This is a genomic window from Desemzia sp. AGC72 (genome assembly GCF_057334175.1).
The window spans coordinates 418,688-434,131 of sequence record NZ_JBHFIG010000021.1; the positions used below are offsets into that span (position 1 = coordinate 418,688).

A 15,444-nucleotide genomic window follows, 5' to 3' on the forward strand; every position below is an offset into this window, starting at 1 on the left:
ATACTTTTAAAGGCGAACTATCTGCATAATAGGATTAGCCATTTGGTTAGTTTAAAGATAAATTTTCTTAGAATAATTACAGTAATTTAATAGAATTAAAGACTTATATTGATAAAACTATATACAATACTACACTTAATGAAGGGGGTAATGGAAATAAAAAAAACTGACACCAGTACAGCACTGGAATCAGCTTCTTAGTCTTCTATTTAATCCTCTTTTTTATTACCTTTGAAACCAATCCCAAGTTAACTAGTTTTAGTTTATATTAAGGGACTACATCGCGGTATATTGTATATTTATAATACGGAATTTTTTACACTAGAGCTTTCACAGCAGCATAATTATAAAATTAGAAGAGTGTTGAAATTAAGGCTACTAGAGCTGGGCCACCTTGTGTAAAAATAATTTTTTTACTACTTGTGACACTACCATATGAAGCAACAATTATAATGTAAATTAATAGTAATCTTGTGACTTCAAGAGAATTCGTCGATAAAAATGCACCATAGAGCAATCCTAATCCAATTAATCCATTATATATTCCTTGGTTTTTGAGTAACACATTAAGTGACTTTTGACTTAATTCTTTCTGATCAATATTGAATATAGAACTTGTCTTGCTAGAAGTTGTAATAATTGTTTGGATATACATGATATAAAAAAACTCAATAGCAACGACTACTGTTAAAATAATAGACCATATAGTCATCATTTAGTCTTCTAATTCGAAAATTCTTAATTCTGGTGCTTTTATGCTGTAATCAGCTACTTTACTAAAAAAATTTTGTAGTAAAGGATTTTGATTATGGATATCAATTGCAAATTGATCCTTCCAATTTTCTACCATAATGAATGTATTTCTTTCTTCTAATGATTCGTAAAGATTGTAGGCTAAACAGCCTTCTTCTTTTCTAGTTTCTGAAATTAATTCTTTGGTGTCTGATAGAAAATTCTCGCGTTGATTCCCTTTGATAAAAAATGAGGCATTAATAACTTTCATTTGATAAACGTCCTCTCTTATTTAAAAGTAGTAAATTCTTTTGCATCTAGTCGAATAGAATTGTATCCTTCCTCTAATGCTTTACCAATGGATAGAATCATGACAGGTACATAACGTTCTTTATTCAAGCCAAATGCTTCTGCTAATTCATCGGCTTCAAATCCACCAATAGGGTTCGTATCATATCCATGAGCACGTGCAACTAACATAAATTGCATAGCAGCTAAACTAGAATCAATTTTTACGACATCATTCATTTCTTCTCTAGTGAAATTTTTGTAATAAGGGATGATTGCATCTAATTGCTCATCTCTCACTTTTGGAGACATTTTACCTTCAATTACTGCCTGATTATAAATCGCTTCCCCATACTCATAACATTCCATATCTCCAAATATAAGTATCATTGCTGAAGATGTGTCATTTTGTCTTGTATTGAAACGAATTAATGGTTTCAATTTTTGTTTTTCTTCAGCACTCTCGACGACTACGAAACGCCAAGGCTGCATATTTACTGACGACGGTGCTACAGTTGATTTCTGGATCATTTCAAGCATTTCTTCTTTAGAAATTTTGACACTCTCATCGTACAATCTGATAGATTTTCTATTATAAGCGATATCTGAAAAATCATTATTTAATGTCATTTTTAAACCTCTTCTTGTTTGATTAATTTTTTAAGCAATAGTTGTAACTGTTCTCCTTCTGCCGAACTAAGTAGATGATATAAAGGATTTTGTAGTTCATCATGTTCTTTTTCACAGATTTCAAGATCTTTTTTTGCTTTCTCAGTAATTTCTACGAAAATTTCTCGATTATTTTCTTTATTTCTTTCTCGAATTACATATTCTTTTTCTTCTAGAACTTTTAAATGTCTCGTTACAGCAGCACTATCTATTCGTAGCTTATGCTGTATTTGCTTTTGTGAGCATTTTCCTGTTTCATTAAGAAGCATCATTAATTCATATCTGGTCAAGCTAAATCCTGTTACTTCCTCAAATCTGGATGTCATTTCTTGGTTAGCAATCTTTATCTGATAAAGAAGACCACTAAATTCTCTAAGATTCAAAATATACCTCCTTTCCAGGGTATTGTTGACGCGTCAACGATTGACTAGTCAATGATAATCCAAAAAAATCATTTTGTAAACAATAAAGATTTCGTTTATCAAATTAAGTTAGACATACAAAATAAGTAAATCGAAACATACATCCGTCTAAAAGCAGTTTCAAAATGAAGAAACATTAAAGTTTTTCCTGGTATCCATCTTTGAAACATATAATCAAAATTTTGAAAACAGAAGCTATAAAGATTTTCAGAAATTATCTTCAATGTTTTTAATGAGTAACTCATTATTTTGCACAAGGACGAGTTATTTACATAAAATATTTTATACTCTTGATTTTCTCCTCTAAAATATATTTAAATCAAAAAATATTAATAATAAAATAACTAATTGCCTACTATTTTTCTATAGTAAGCAACTAGTCATCTATTGAAATAATTACTTTCTATCTCCTAATTGTTCATTTATGGCATCCGACAATTGATTGAGCTGCTGTTTTCTTAGTCTGACAGTTAAAAAGTATACGATTGAGAATACAATACCATTCACTAAGATATTCTCGAGAGAAAATGATATTAGTTTCGTTATATATCCCATTAGTAGAAATGCACTAAATAGAAAACTCAATTGAACAATATGATAGGTCCATTCTAAATGAAAATCAATATAGGAGATGCCGTACGAAAGAATAGTGAGAATTAAAGTGACAGCTGCTAAATACAAGATTAGCTTATTAAAGTCTCCTAAATTACCAAGTATGGCATTCATTAAGATAATAAATGAGAAAATAAAGGTCATGTTGTTTAAATTTGCGGAAAAAAATTGTTTCATGGCTAACCCACCCTTCATTGGATTTCTAAATATTGTTTTACATTCTTCATATAATGTCGACTGATAATTATTTTTTCACCGTTATCCAGTTGGGCTTCTAACCGATAATTAGATAACGAACTTACACTCTTTAAATAATCCATATTTAAAATAGTACTCTTGTTGATTTGGGTAAATGAGGTATTCTTTAGCTGATTGTTTAAAGAGTATAATTTTTCTCGGCTTTCAAAAATATCTAGTTCGGAATACAGAAACGAGACATTATCGACGCTTTCAATATGGTAAATGTCTGAACTAGGCATCAAGTGTATACTGCCCTCTTTTTCTCCCTTCAGTTGAACCCCATTTGTTTTTACTAACTCCACTACCCTTTTTATTCTTTGATCGAAAATATTGTAAGTAATATCAATAATAGACTCTGTTAAACTTTTGTCTTCTTTTAAAATTATTTTCATGTAAGTTCTCCTTTCTGATTATTTAAATTTAGTTTACAGGAGTAGTCTATGATGATTCAATCTAATTTCTGTATCCTGCATTTATAGCTTACTTAGTTACATAAAAATAAAAATTCTCATAAATTTTAAAGCGCTTTCTTAAAAAGGATGATACAATTCACTTGTTAATCAAAATAAATAACAGTAGATATCATCATCCTTGGAGGGATAAATATGAAGGTTGTAACGGCATTAAAAACAGTTTCGGTTCTGACTATTCTGCTTTTGACCGGTTGTACTGCACCATCAGCTACTAAAGAGAAAGAAGATGCTTTATCGGTTATTGAAAATGCCAGCCAAAAAACTGCTGAACTTGAAAATGGAGAGTATGTATTTACCTTTTCAAATGATTTAGAACAGGAGCTCACTACGTTACAAGGTGAAGGAACTTTTATTCAGCTAGAAAATGAAGATATCTGGTCTACAAAATCCAAATTAGGTCAATTAGGCAGTAACGTTCAAACTCTTTTGGAAGAAATTCAAACAAAAGGAAAAATGTATCAACGATTTGGCGTAGTGAATGAAAAAAATGAATACATTGAAGAACAGACAGTACCTGAGTGGCATGTTGTAGCTGAAGAAAGTGCTCTCCATCCTCTCTACTTAGAAGATTTGATAAATGAAGATTTTTTAGTGAGTGATATTGAATCTATAGAAACTTATACTGAAGAGGATCACACTGTATATGAACTTACTTATACTGAAGATTACCGTAATTCTGTAATGGATGAAGAAATAGAAGAAATTGAAATAGAATTGAAAAAACTATCCTCTGGTAACACAGATGATAGCTCTCTCTCTTCCTTGAAGAAAGCAATTGATACAAAAAAGAGGACAGATTATACAAGTAAAAAGGTGCTGCTGAAGGTCAATGAAGAAAATATACTTGTCTACTCGCTTGTAGAAGATGAATTTGTAAAAGAAGTCAATGGCACTAACCACTCAATGTCTGCCAGAAAAGAAACAAGTATTGTTGACTATAATAAAGCGTCAATGGGGATAGATACAGACTTTTTATCTAGTAAAACTTTAAAATAAAAACGATTTATTAATTAATATAGTGTTTGTTATAATTCATCTTTATTTACAAAAACTAGATGCGGAGGCTCTCACATGAAAAAAATCACGTTACTATTTTCTCTGTTCTTTTTATTAGCAGGCTGTTCTTCTATACATGAATCTATGTAATTTCATATGTTAGATTGCTCATATTTACGCAAAAGTCATATCTAAAAAAAAAGAGATTGAATTTAATGAATAAATTCAATCATGTAAATATAAAGTTACCGTTACTATATCTCCACCGTTTTTCCCAATTGCATCTCTAATTTCCTTATTGATTGAAATAATCTTATCTTCATCTTTCCTTGGAGCCAAATAAATGTTTTTGACTTCAAAATTGTCAATTGTACCAGATACTTTTAAATGTCCCCATTTCCCTTTAATGTCAGCCGTTCCTGGAAGTCTAAGGTGATAGGTCCATGATCCGAATCCCTCTTTATAATGTAATTCAAGCTTCTGATTGTCAATTATTTTGATCATTTGTTTAGCCCCATTTCTCATTAACTTTATAACTGCTATCTATTACTTTACTGAGATTTCTCACCGTACTTTTTACCAAAATTTTCCATAATATCAATTACTGGAATAAATTCACGTCCTTTTGTGGTTAATGAATATTCCACACGTGGAGGTACTTCAGGGAAAACTTCCCGTTTAATTAATCCATCTGCTTCTAATTCACGCAATTGTTTTGTAAGCGATCCTTGTGATATATCCCATAGAAAAGCTTTGATTTCACTGTAACGTCTTTCTTTAGTTTTTAAAAACCAAAGAATAATATATTTCCAACGTCCAGAAAGGATATTTTGAGTATACGCAATGCCATAAACATCTCTATGCTCATTAATAAATTCTTTTTCAAATCCGTCCTTACATATTCTAGCCATACTTACATCCCATTTCTGCTCTTTAGTACAAAAAAATGTACTACATCTTTTTTTATTGCCTACTTCTATTTTTAGAGTAATGCGTCTAGTATAGTATTTGTGATTAAAATAAGCAACTACCTCTTCATAACATTAATTTACACTAAAAAAGGTGTAGCTAATTTTATGATTAAGTAATGGAACTATTTTATAGTTGTTATTAGATCATAAGCGAAGAAAATTAATTTTAGGAGGAACACAATGAAAATTGGAATAATCGGTGCAGGACCAATAGGTGCAACTATTGCTAAAAAATTAGTAAATAAAGGTCATGATGTTAAAATTTCAGATACTCTTGGATTAGAGAATATGGCAGGAAAAGAAATTGCAGGAACGACCGTGATTGTAGAAGATGTGATAAAAAATATTGATATTCTTATTATTTCTCTCCCTTCTCATGTAATGCCGAGCATTCGGAGCATTATCGATCAAGTTGCTAAAAACGTAATTGTTGTAGACACGTCAAATTACTATCCATTTAGAGATAGTAAAATTGAAGAAGTCGAAAATGGAATGGTTGAAAGTATTTGGGTTTCAAAAATGTTAGGTAGACCTGTCATTAAAGCTATCAACAATCAATTAGCTTATACTTTGGAAAATAAAGGAACCCCAGAAGGTACTAATGGCCGTATCGCAATGACGGTTTCTGGTGATGACCTATCACAAAAACAACTAGTCATGGGATTAGTAAATGATTTAGGTTTTGATTCAGTAGATAGTGGCTCTTTAAGTGAGTCATGGAGACAACAACCTGGGAACTCTGCTTACTGCACAGAATTAACAAAAGATGAGTTAATAGACGCCTTAAAAAAAGCAAATAAAGAAAAAGCACCTTTGTTAAGAGATAAAGCAATGGAAAACTTTTCACCTGACTTTACTCACTCAGACATCGTAAACTTAAATAGAGAAATCTACAACTCATAGGCTAGTTACAGAATGAATTTCCTTTCTACTTTAATTTTTCTTTTTTAGAATAGAATAGAATAAAAAATCAGCAAATCTAAATTAGGTTTGCTGATTTTTTCCATACACGATTCTATCTAAAATCATGTATGTAGGACCCTTTTTTGCTAAGAGTTTCTTGTCTCATCATTTTAGACATAAAAAGATAGCAACATACTTTAAAAAAAGTGTGTTGCTATCTTTCGTAGTACGTCCAAGCTGACCAAATAATAATTTCTTTTGCGTCATTATCAACCGAGTAACCCCCCCGATGCTAGATATTTAATCGACGTGAATACGTATCTTTTAAATTTCCGACACGCACTCAAATGAGTACGTTAATTTGTTTTGAATACACGAAATTGCTTAAAAATATGTATTAAGAATCTTGTTTAATCAAGGTTCTATTTTTATAATTAATTTGATTTTTAAATTTCACTATCTAAATAAAGAGTATTCCTTTCTAGTCTATATAGACTAGAAAGGGAATTTTACACCGTGAAATTTGTGAGATTCAAAGCCGATGGTAGGTGCATATATACCTTCTATTTCTTTATCAAGAAGTTCTGGAATGTTTTTTATTTTAATGACTTCTAAAGAGAAAGATATTGGGTTGATTAGGATTAAATAGTCTATCTTTTCTTTGAATTTATAAATCCACTCTAGTAAACTTTTATCTGCACTTATCCTATATGAATCGAATATTTTTGAACACTCATTTTTTTTGTTATTGCTGTCTCAATATTAGCATCTAAATATTGAAGTAAAAAAATACGGTGTTCAAATGAATCCATACTTTTATCGTAACTTTCTATATGCTTTAACCAGTTTTTTTGTATCGAATTTTTGATATTTATATAGGAGTGTTGTTCAAACGGCCGACAATAAGAGTTACTTACTAATTCGTCTTGTTCATTATTGTCTAAGTTTTTTAAAAAATTGACCTCGCTATTTTTTTTAAAAATGTTTGATTCTCGTATTTGCTGAGCTCCCTTTTTATTCTCAGAAGAAGAAGTAACTCCAAAGTGCTCTATAAATCCGTTATCAAATAAAATGTCTGGAAATTTAGTGCTATATGTGTTCAATCGGGCACTCTCTAGCCATCTTTTTAGTTGGATAAATTGCTGATCTGATAAGCCAAAACAAGCTTCTTTATGTAAATTATTCTTTACAAAACTCAAACTTTTTTGCTCTATACTATCTTGTTTTTCTATATTTTCACTCATGACATATACCTCCTCTGTATTATTTAGTTATCCGGCGGATAGTTTCTTAATTTGTGTTATGTTTAATTTGATAAAGAATGCTTTTTAAAGTTTTATTTAAGTAGTAATTAAAGCGCTAAATCAATTTAAAAAATAAAGTCAGTAACAACATACGGTTTTTTTTCAGTAGATAATTCTTTTAATTTTTCTTTTCTTCCAAGGTACAAAAAATTCATAATATCATTAAATTCTTCTAGTTCTGGTTCATTGCTCAATAATATTCCATTTTTTTGATAGTATGACAGGGCACTCTCAAAGTCAGAATATAGAGTACCGTTCAAGGCAATAGCATTACCTACTTTAGAAATTTTATCTTTGCATAAGTCGTACATATTAGAATGTCCAATGCTTTGTAATAATATAGCCCATTCTATACCTCGTTTTTCTGCCATTTCATTAAACTCTTTTTCTGATTTAAGTTCCATTTTTATTAGTATATCTTTTTTTTCTTCAACCCATCTAATTGCTTCATCAACGTTATATGCTTTTATGATTACTAAAACTAATTTGTCTATAATCGAAATATTATTAGGATACTTTTCATATAAAAAAATTAAAACTTTATATCTAATTATTGGAGGAAGTAAGGAAAATGAAGACATTACTTCATTTTTTGAACCAAATTCATGTTTTTCAAAATAATTTATAAGTAAAAAAGCTAACATATCAAATAGCTTATCCACCATAGTATCAAAATCATCTCTTGATACGTCATCTATAAATTGAGTATGAGTGGAATTACTTCCATGTTTATTGATAACTTTTGATGCATTTTCGATAAAATGATGGTTATTCAACGTACTTAGTTTAATTTTAATATCGTTTTGTCCTAAAGTTACTCTTTTTTGTTGATCCAAATCTAATAATTTTCGCATAATTACTTCTGCATACTGTCTGATGAAAGAAATTTTACCTCTAAAAGAAGTTTCAACATAAAATATATCACCAATCAAATCCGTAACTAAAATTTTATATTCAGTATTATTAAATTTATTCATTATAAAATTATCCTCTCTATATAATCTTTAGTAAATCGTAATACAACTATGTAAATTAAAATCTTTCTGAATTTAAACGTATTAACTATTTCATTATAATTTAATAGTTGTTTAGATGAGTTTATCATTAATTTTTTTATACATGAAATGATATAAAGTTATGTGTCTAGAACCTTGTTAAATCAAGGTTTTTTTTTCTTTAGTTTTTATAATAATCTATTTATTTTTGTGATAACATTATTTGGAGATTAAATTGACAAGCCATTTATAATGAATACTGTACTTCTTTCTTTACTAAAGACAGTTCTTGTATATTGAAGCTTCTTTGTATTGTACCAGATATATCCCTCTGTAAGAATTAACAGTTATTTCAGTTTAATTATACTTTTACTTTAACTATCTCTATCTAATAGTTTATTCAAGCATTAAAATACAAAAGTATATACCAAGGATTTTTTTAATTTCTATTGTACCGATTTTTCACATAAGTGCAACAAATCTTAAAAAACGTTAATTCTTTACTCTAAAAGACGTGATTATCTTCTATCGCCACTAACTCTATACTTGATTGGTACAACTCATTGTCAAACGTGTCTTTTGTTTTGCTAATATCATCAAAAAAAGGCGAAAACAAATAACTTAGAGCTTTTGTATAAACCCATTCTTTTTCATCACTGTGTATATAATTTCTAATTTCCACTAATGAGTTCACTCCTTTTTATCCTATAGTAATTCAACCGCTTCCTGTTTTATGAGAAAAATAGTTCCAGGATTACTATAGATACTTACTACCTTCCCGAATGCTCAATGTAGACATAGACGCCCGATTTTCTTGAATAAAATGCGTCACCCATTCAGGATCCGTTTTGCTGTAATCCCGTAGACTCCATCCAATAGCTTTATTGATAAAGAACTCAGTATCATTCAAGTTGTTTTTGATGATTGTAGCTAATAAATCTGTGTCTGTTTTCTCTTTGAACAATAACTGGTGATCAATGGCGACTCTCCGCATCCAAATGTTGTCTTCTAAACTCCATTCAATCATTGTGTCTATCAACATAGGATAGCGTAGTACCAAATAACCTACTACCCCATCAAGCCCATCTACTGTGTCCCACCAAGATTTCGTCTGAATGTATTCTTTGATTTTCGGCAAGTGCTGAGGTGTAAGAAGCGATTGAATGGTTAAAAGATAGTCGACGCCAGCGTAATGGAATTCTCTTTCTGGTTTAGAAAAACAAGTTTCTACAAAATCAAAATCAATCCTCTTTTCTTTTAGAGCGTTTCGAAACGCTTGTTGATAAACAGCTTTTCGAGGAGCAGCCGGTATCCCTAGAAAAGGAAATTGATTCCGCATATAAGATTCCATTTGCGCTGCGCGAACCGGATTTCTTAGCGCTTCTAACTGCTCAAATATTTCTTTGTACCACATACTAGACCTCTTCCTTATCTTAAGTTTTGTAATGTCCTTTTTTTATCAGTATAAGTTGGCTGATCAAACTGATGATAGCTATAATCAACAGCAACATACTTACCGCACTTGTTTGAATGCTAAACCATACTAAACTAAACAAGCTGACAATGACGGACGTTGCCAAAAAAGTAACTCTCTGTTTTTTTGTAAATATGCGAAACATTTTTTCCTTGCCACTCCTTTTTCTATGAAATTAAGTTTGAATTAATTCATCTTAATATAATATGTACTTAATTACTAAGCTATGATTAATTTTACCATACAAAAAAAGCCAAACCTATTGTATAAATAGATTTGGCTTTGCTATAAATTAAATGAACATTCCAGCTATTGCAGCATTCAATAATGATACCAAGGTACCAGTGATCATCGCACGTACACCTAAACGAGAGATATCCTTTCTTCTATTCGGTGCTAGTGCTCCTAGTCCTCCGATTTGAGAAGCAATGGCTCCGATATTTGCAAATCCAGCCAACCCAAAGCTTAAGATCATCAATGTTTTTTCTGAAATAGTATCCATAATTTGACCTACACCGCTGAAAGCTACAAATTCATTCACGACCACTTTTTGACCAATGAACTGGGCTGCTGTAGTGGCTTCTTCCCAAGGTACACCAATTAGAAAGGCTAATGGCGAAAGGACAATTCCTAAAATACTTTCCATTGTCAGGTTATCGATTCCGAACCAATTTCCAACACCTGTAAGCATACCGTTCAGTAAAGCAATAAGAGAAACAAAAGCTAATAGAATTGCAGCAATTTGAACAGCCATATTCAAACCAGTGATGGCTCCTGAAGCTGCGGCATCAATCACATTCGTAGCTTTTTCTTCAGGATCTTCTTCAAAATCAACATCTAATTCATTTTGTTCCATTTGCACTAAAGTTTCTTTTGAAAGTGGATAAACTATTTTAGACAGCAATAGTGCTGATGGAGCAGACATAAAACTAGCTGCCAATAAGTATTCCAATGGGATTCCCAAAAGAGAATAACCGACTAGAACTGTCCCAGAAACAGAACCGAACCCTCCGACCATGATCGCAAAAAGTTCTGATTCGGTGATAGAACTTAAGTAAGGTTTTACCACAAGTGGTGCTTCTGTCTGCCCTAAGAAAATATTTGCTGCAGCAGATAAGGACTCTACTTTAGTAGTTTTTAAAAACTTAGATAGAGATCCGCCTAAAATATCAATAATTTTTTGCATGATACCATAATAATAAAAAATAGAAATTAGTGCTGAAAAGAAAATGATGATGGTCAATACTTCAAGAGCAAAGACTGCTCCCCCACCTACTAATGGACCGAACAAAAATTTTATTCCTTCATTGGCATAGCCAACTACTCCACCTAAAGCTTCACTGACCCAAAGCAAAGCAGCTCTTCCTGCTTCAGATTTTAAGGTGATAAAAGCAAAGACAAATTGAATCGCTAAAGCACCAAGAACTGTCCGGATTTGAATGTTTCTCCGGTCTACACTTAAAATAAATCCTAATCCTAATACTGTGATAACTCCCAAAATACCCCATAATACATTTATTACTGACACTTTTTATCAACCTTTCTTGCTCCAACGAATATTGTTAAATCATTTTTTAAAACCAATCAAAGAGGTTTTTGGTTTGTTTCACTTTTTTTACACTAATGCACTTAAAACTTCGATTAAAGCGACTTTAAATCCTGCACGATCGACTGCCTCGCATACTCGCACATTAGGCGCATTGCCTGTCACGTTATTGGTATCGACTAAACTGTAGCCTCGAGTTAATTCCCCGGCCGTTTCAATATCGACATAGTAATGATTAGATTGAGTCATTAGAGCTTCATTGGCTGCTACCGCAACTAATATAGCATCCGGATGAGTCGACCCGTCAATGTTGTGTGTCGCTTTATTGGCTCTGCGCACGAAATTGTTGATTTCCATAAAGAATCGAGAACCTTTTGTGTTTAAAGCTTCGATTTCGTTTAAATCATCCTCATACATCACCGAATACTTGGTACATATATCCCAGCTAATCATGGTGATTGGGATACCAGCATGCAGAACGATTCGTGCGGCTTCAGGATCAACGTAAAAATTATACTCCGCAGAAGGCGTGATGTTCCCTAGGGAATTGTTAGTGCCGCCCATAACATACAGGTGTGGAATATCTGCTGCTATTGTGGGGTCTTTTTTCAAAGCCATAGCAATATTTGTCAATGGTGCAATAGCCAACAAAGTAATTTCACCTGGATTGGCTTTTACTGTCTCAATGATAAAATCAACAGCATGCTGTTCTTCAGGTCTCTGTTCTGCCTTTTCAAATTCCGCATCGCCCATCCCGTAATTGCCATGAATATTTTCAACAGTTTTATGCTCTTGTTGCGCAAATGACAGCATTGGACTGTTGTGACCTTTATAGACCGGTACTCTATACCCAGGATTTGCCACTTGAATGGTGTAAAGAGCATTTTCTACTTCTTGGTCAAATGCTACATTTCCTCCAGCAATAGTGACCCCTTCAACTTTGAAGTAATGAAGAGCTGTCAATAGGGCGTTTACGTCATCTCCAGCGGTATCGGTGTCAATGATGATTCGTTGCATAATAACTCCTCCTTTGATTGACTATTCAGGATTTATGTCCAAAAAAAAGAGCCCTTTGTCATGAATATGACAAAGGACCCTCCGCTTTTATGTACAAAAGTGTAGAATATCCGTTTGCATAATTCTTCCTTGTCAGCCTCACAGGACTGTATTAAAACGCTGAATTAGTTCTTATTGATTATGTAGTTGTTTTCTGAAAATGTCAACGTCATTTTCGGGGTTGTCTATTAATAATGAACATGGATTTTTCAATTTAATTTCAATAGGATCTTTGTTACATCAATCTTTCTGTTTTTTTTATACAATTTATTTTGAAAGTTTAGCAGTATAAAATATATTTCCTAAATTGTTATAGCATTAAAGCAGTATTAATATTCTATGATATAATTTAGATAGATTTTTTAAAATTAGATATTCCTGATTTCGTTTAAAATAATAGTTATTCCAAAGCTTCGAAAAGTTTTGATTTATAGGCGCTACAAAGTGTAGCATGACTAAACCAAACATTTTTAATCAATCTTCAACTTGTTGCTAGCCGGAAAAACAACAGTAAAGTACACTTGAAAAAAGGAGGAATAGAATTGGACATCGGAAAAAGATTGAAACAAAAAAGACAAGAAGCTAACTTAACTCAAATGGAATTAGCAGACCTTTTGTTTGTTTCAAGGCAAACGATTTCTAGTTGGGAAGTCGGCAGAACTTATCCTGATATAGAGACTCTAGTGACAATCAGTGAATTGTTTGCCACTCCTCTCGACGATTTGTTAAAGGAGGATTCGCAAGTGATCAAAGATATTTCCGAAAAAGTAAAGAAAAGTGAACGAAGAAAAATCACCAGCATCATTTTAGCTGTGTTTCTTCTAATCGTAACCAGTACAAGTATTATTTATGGCATCAAACAGTACCAGCATAGCCAATTGAATGCACATATAAATCAAGAAGGCTTGAAGCCAAATGACCTATTGAATTCTACGTGGGAGATGAATTACACTCCACTCGACGAATTACAACAATCTATTCTGTCATTTGACGAAAAAAGCCTGGTTCTTTGGAACAACCGGAATTATGAGGCTAATATTACCTTAGACATGGAAGATGAAGAAATAAGTGAAATACATGGACGTTGGTTGGAAATGGGTTTAGTAGAAGGTATTGCTACTTATGAAGATGTCACTATTGAAGTAAACGGAGATACTTATATTGTTTCTGCTTATGGTTATAGTCAAGAGTACACAAAATTAAGTGATACAATCATTCAAGATTCCAATGGAATAGAATACTTCAAAGTCTTCTCAAACAATACTCATGACGATCTTTATTCTTTAGCAGAATCAATGACTGAGTAAATGCAGAAATGCAAATAAACCAACAGAATGATGCTGTTGGTTTATTTGCAGTATCGTTTTTTTCATATGTACAAGATAGTTATGATTGAGGTATAATTTTCTCACTCGATTTATTATCTATTTTTTTCAAATGATAACCTTCAAATAAGAATAAAATAAGCAACATGCCTAGGAATAGCATTAAAAAAGTGTTTAGCGTATAAGGTTGATCTTGGAGAGAATTGCTTACGATGAGAGAAATAAAAGGAAATAAGAATATGATGTAATAGATTTTTGTTGTGTTGATTTCAACAACGTCTCCATCTTTTACTTCGATTTGGTTGCTTCGAGTCCCGAATTGGGTCACTCTCAGTAATGTGCTTTCAGCATCGATGTCAATATCCACCACTTCTTCATTAGCAATTTTCGTGACCTTTTCTCCATTAACCTTAATAGACATTTTTGATGCTAAGCCTGACAAACCAGTCTTACGTTTGATTGTTACTGACATAGTCTCACCCCTGTTTGATAGGATACAGTAGTATAAAACTACTGTTCAATTTTTGTTTTTTCTTTTTTGGAGCTTTTAGAAAAAAATCCTAATAAAGCCAAAACAGCAAACATGGCTGCTGAAAGCAAAACTGATTTGAGATCGATTTCCCGATTAACGAGGTATTGACCTATTATATTTGCACTAGAAAATATTATGGCTACTTTAGGCACAACTCTCAAGTTTTCCTTAAGCATTTGTTCTAATTTAGCTTTGAAATGTTTCTTTATATTCGCTTTAAATTCGTTTCTTTTATTATTCTCAATGCTGTTATTGTAATTAGGCTTTTTCACTAAAGTTCCTCCTCCACCTAAATTTTTAAAGATACCTAATAAAAAATGACTCAAATTACTATTGAATGTTTTTTTAAAACAAGAAATGTACATACCTTCATGAATGATATCTTCTTTATCTAAGTATACATAGCCTAAATCTAAATAAAAATTAATTAACTTTGTTTCTTGTTTTACAATATCAACATTCCATTCTTTTATGGTCGGGAATCTATTTTCAATTTCACATATTGCTCGTTTTCCGTACCCGTTATTTTCAAACTGAGGCAATATAGCTATTGGAGAAATTCGAGCTACTGACTTATTCGTATCCGTAATAATCCTAATAAATCCTACATTAATGAAATTTACTTGAATAAGATAGTACCGACTATTCGCCATAGCAAATTTTCTTTCGATATCCTGCAAGGTTTCTTTATAAGGCGATGTTTCTGTGTCTCTGTATTTTAAGTATAATCGTTTGAATGCTTCTTTTTGGATTTCCATCATCTTCAATAAATCTTTGCTCTCTTGAACTGGATAAAGAAGGATGTTTTCCATACAGTTCCACACACTCCTTTCTTTTCAAGTTTCTATTTGGCTTGAATGTATTCAAGAATTTTATTAATATACTTTATATTCACTTACCAATGTC

At 31.8% G+C, this 15,444-nt stretch carries 18 protein-coding genes and 2 pseudogenes; 5 read left to right on the plus strand and 15 right to left on the minus strand.

The genetic code is table 11. The annotated features are described in order from the left end of the window. Positions 1–352: 352 nt before the first annotated feature. From ACE025_RS11085 to ACE025_RS11100, 4 genes are read right to left on the minus strand one after another with little or no spacing between them, the layout of a single operon-like run. On the minus strand, positions 353–712 hold the full coding sequence (locus tag ACE025_RS11085; RefSeq protein ID WP_485939783.1) for a DUF1304 domain-containing protein: 360 nt from the start codon (positions 710–712) through the stop codon (positions 353–355). Positions 713–715: 3 nt separating this feature from the next. After that, complete coding sequence (locus ACE025_RS11090; protein ID WP_485939784.1) at positions 716–1,003, minus strand: putative quinol monooxygenase; 288 nt, start codon at positions 1,001–1,003, stop codon at positions 716–718. A 17-nt stretch (positions 1,004–1,020) separates the two neighbouring features. Next, complete coding sequence (locus ACE025_RS11095; RefSeq protein ID WP_485939786.1) at positions 1,021–1,650, minus strand: nitroreductase family protein; 630 nt, start codon at positions 1,648–1,650, stop codon at positions 1,021–1,023. A gap of 2 nt (positions 1,651–1,652) precedes the next feature. Then, entirely contained in the window at positions 1,653–2,072 is a 420-nt protein-coding gene (locus tag ACE025_RS11100; protein ID WP_485939788.1) for a MarR family winged helix-turn-helix transcriptional regulator, read from the minus strand. Positions 2,073–2,223: 151 nt separating this feature from the next. Between ACE025_RS11100 and ACE025_RS11105 the strand changes: the two are divergent. Further along, positions 2,224–2,418: pseudogene (locus tag ACE025_RS11105) on the plus strand (hypothetical protein); the annotation flags it as partial. Between the two features lie 496 nt (positions 2,419–2,914). Here ACE025_RS11105 and ACE025_RS11110 read toward each other — a convergent pair. Beyond that, positions 2,915–3,355, minus strand: coding sequence for a LytTR family DNA-binding domain-containing protein (locus ACE025_RS11110; RefSeq protein WP_485939790.1), 441 nt, complete (start codon positions 3,353–3,355; stop codon positions 2,915–2,917). Positions 3,356–3,568: 213 nt separating this feature from the next. Between ACE025_RS11110 and ACE025_RS11115 the strand changes: the two genes are divergently transcribed. Together ACE025_RS11115 and ACE025_RS11120 are read left to right on the plus strand one after the other, a co-directional pair. After that, complete coding sequence (locus ACE025_RS11115; protein WP_485939792.1) at positions 3,569–4,432, plus strand: hypothetical protein; 864 nt, start codon at positions 3,569–3,571, stop codon at positions 4,430–4,432. A 75-nt stretch (positions 4,433–4,507) separates the two neighbouring features. After that, positions 4,508–4,582 (plus strand): lipoprotein, encoded by a 75-nt coding sequence (locus ACE025_RS11120; protein ID WP_485940101.1) that lies wholly within the window; start codon positions 4,508–4,510, stop codon positions 4,580–4,582. A 75-nt stretch (positions 4,583–4,657) separates the two neighbouring features. Here the strand turns inward: ACE025_RS11120 and ACE025_RS11125 are convergent, their stop codons facing one another. Together ACE025_RS11125 and ACE025_RS11130 are read right to left on the minus strand one after the other, a co-directional pair. Beyond that, a complete protein-coding gene (locus ACE025_RS11125) occupies positions 4,658–4,936 on the minus strand; it encodes a DUF1905 domain-containing protein (protein WP_485939794.1) in 279 nt (92 codons plus the stop codon). Positions 4,937–4,983: 47 nt separating this feature from the next. Then, positions 4,984–5,343, minus strand: coding sequence for a winged helix-turn-helix transcriptional regulator (locus ACE025_RS11130; protein WP_485939795.1), 360 nt, complete (start codon positions 5,341–5,343; stop codon positions 4,984–4,986). Positions 5,344–5,583: 240 nt separating this feature from the next. Between ACE025_RS11130 and ACE025_RS11135 the strand changes: the two genes are divergently transcribed. After that, complete coding sequence (locus ACE025_RS11135; RefSeq protein ID WP_485939797.1) at positions 5,584–6,306, plus strand: NADPH-dependent F420 reductase; 723 nt, start codon at positions 5,584–5,586, stop codon at positions 6,304–6,306. 701 nt (positions 6,307–7,007) lie between these two features. On the opposite strand, the gene ACE025_RS11140 is transcribed toward ACE025_RS11135, so the two are convergent. The 6 genes and pseudogenes from ACE025_RS11140 to ACE025_RS11165 form a co-directional block, all read right to left on the minus strand. Next, positions 7,008–7,550, minus strand: a complete 543-nt coding sequence (locus ACE025_RS11140; protein ID WP_485939799.1) for a hypothetical protein — start codon at positions 7,548–7,550, stop codon at positions 7,008–7,010. A 125-nt stretch (positions 7,551–7,675) separates the two neighbouring features. Continuing rightward, entirely contained in the window at positions 7,676–8,587 is a 912-nt protein-coding gene (locus ACE025_RS11145) for a hypothetical protein (RefSeq protein WP_485939801.1), read from the minus strand. Between the two features lie 529 nt (positions 8,588–9,116). Continuing rightward, positions 9,117–9,287 (minus strand): annotated as a pseudogene (locus ACE025_RS11150) (GNAT family N-acetyltransferase); the annotation flags it as partial. A 75-nt stretch (positions 9,288–9,362) separates the two neighbouring features. After that, positions 9,363–10,019, minus strand: a complete 657-nt coding sequence (locus ACE025_RS11155) for a DNA alkylation repair protein (protein ID WP_485939803.1) — start codon at positions 10,017–10,019, stop codon at positions 9,363–9,365. Positions 10,020–10,371: 352 nt separating this feature from the next. Beyond that, positions 10,372–11,607 carry a NupC/NupG family nucleoside CNT transporter gene (locus ACE025_RS11160; protein ID WP_485939804.1) on the minus strand — a complete coding sequence of 412 codons (1,236 nt, stop codon included), beginning with the start codon at positions 11,605–11,607 and terminating at the stop codon, positions 10,372–10,374. An 87-nt stretch (positions 11,608–11,694) separates the two neighbouring features. After that, positions 11,695–12,642, minus strand: coding sequence for a nucleoside hydrolase (locus ACE025_RS11165; RefSeq protein WP_485939806.1), 948 nt, complete (start codon positions 12,640–12,642; stop codon positions 11,695–11,697). Between the two features lie 581 nt (positions 12,643–13,223). Between ACE025_RS11165 and ACE025_RS11170 the strand changes: the two genes are divergently transcribed. Further along, entirely contained in the window at positions 13,224–13,988 is a 765-nt protein-coding gene (locus ACE025_RS11170) for a helix-turn-helix transcriptional regulator (protein ID WP_485939808.1), read from the plus strand. Between the two features lie 79 nt (positions 13,989–14,067). Here ACE025_RS11170 and ACE025_RS11175 read toward each other — a convergent pair whose 3' ends face one another. Both ACE025_RS11175 and ACE025_RS11180 read right to left on the minus strand, forming a co-directional pair. Next, positions 14,068–14,478 carry a hypothetical protein gene (locus ACE025_RS11175; RefSeq protein ID WP_485939809.1) on the minus strand — a complete coding sequence of 137 codons (411 nt, stop codon included), beginning with the start codon at positions 14,476–14,478 and terminating at the stop codon, positions 14,068–14,070. A 38-nt stretch (positions 14,479–14,516) separates the two neighbouring features. Next, positions 14,517–15,350, minus strand: coding sequence for a GNAT family N-acetyltransferase (locus ACE025_RS11180; RefSeq protein WP_485939811.1), 834 nt, complete (start codon positions 15,348–15,350; stop codon positions 14,517–14,519). Positions 15,351–15,444: the final 94 nt, after the last annotated feature.

What these genes read in the sequence shown, in the direction of transcription:
- ACE025_RS11085 (WP_485939783.1), bottom strand. Translation starts at nt 712, where the DNA reads ATGACTATATGGTCTATTATTTTAACAGTAGTCGTTGCTATTGAGTTT.
- ACE025_RS11090 (WP_485939784.1), bottom strand. Translation starts at nt 1,003, where the DNA reads ATGAAAGTTATTAATGCCTCATTTTTTATCAAAGGGAATCAACGCGAG.
- ACE025_RS11095 (WP_485939786.1), bottom strand. Translation starts at nt 1,650, where the DNA reads ATGACATTAAATAATGATTTTTCAGATATCGCTTATAATAGAAAATCT.
- ACE025_RS11110 (WP_485939790.1), bottom strand. Translation starts at nt 3,355, where the DNA reads ATGAAAATAATTTTAAAAGAAGACAAAAGTTTAACAGAGTCTATTATT.
- ACE025_RS11115 (WP_485939792.1), top strand. Translation starts at nt 3,569, where the DNA reads ATGAAGGTTGTAACGGCATTAAAAACAGTTTCGGTTCTGACTATTCTG.
- ACE025_RS11125 (WP_485939794.1), bottom strand. Translation starts at nt 4,936, where the DNA reads ATGATCAAAATAATTGACAATCAGAAGCTTGAATTACATTATAAAGAG.
- ACE025_RS11130 (WP_485939795.1), bottom strand. Translation starts at nt 5,343, where the DNA reads ATGGCTAGAATATGTAAGGACGGATTTGAAAAAGAATTTATTAATGAG.
- ACE025_RS11135 (WP_485939797.1), top strand. Translation starts at nt 5,584, where the DNA reads ATGAAAATTGGAATAATCGGTGCAGGACCAATAGGTGCAACTATTGCT.
- ACE025_RS11140 (WP_485939799.1), bottom strand. Translation starts at nt 7,550, where the DNA reads ATGAGTGAAAATATAGAAAAACAAGATAGTATAGAGCAAAAAAGTTTG.
- ACE025_RS11145 (WP_485939801.1), bottom strand. Translation starts at nt 8,587, where the DNA reads ATGAATAAATTTAATAATACTGAATATAAAATTTTAGTTACGGATTTG.
- ACE025_RS11155 (WP_485939803.1), bottom strand. Translation starts at nt 10,019, where the DNA reads ATGTGGTACAAAGAAATATTTGAGCAGTTAGAAGCGCTAAGAAATCCG.
- ACE025_RS11165 (WP_485939806.1), bottom strand. Translation starts at nt 12,642, where the DNA reads ATGCAACGAATCATCATTGACACCGATACCGCTGGAGATGACGTAAAC.
- ACE025_RS11175 (WP_485939809.1), bottom strand. Translation starts at nt 14,478, where the DNA reads ATGTCAGTAACAATCAAACGTAAGACTGGTTTGTCAGGCTTAGCATCA.
- ACE025_RS11180 (WP_485939811.1), bottom strand. Translation starts at nt 15,350, where the DNA reads ATGGAAAACATCCTTCTTTATCCAGTTCAAGAGAGCAAAGATTTATTG.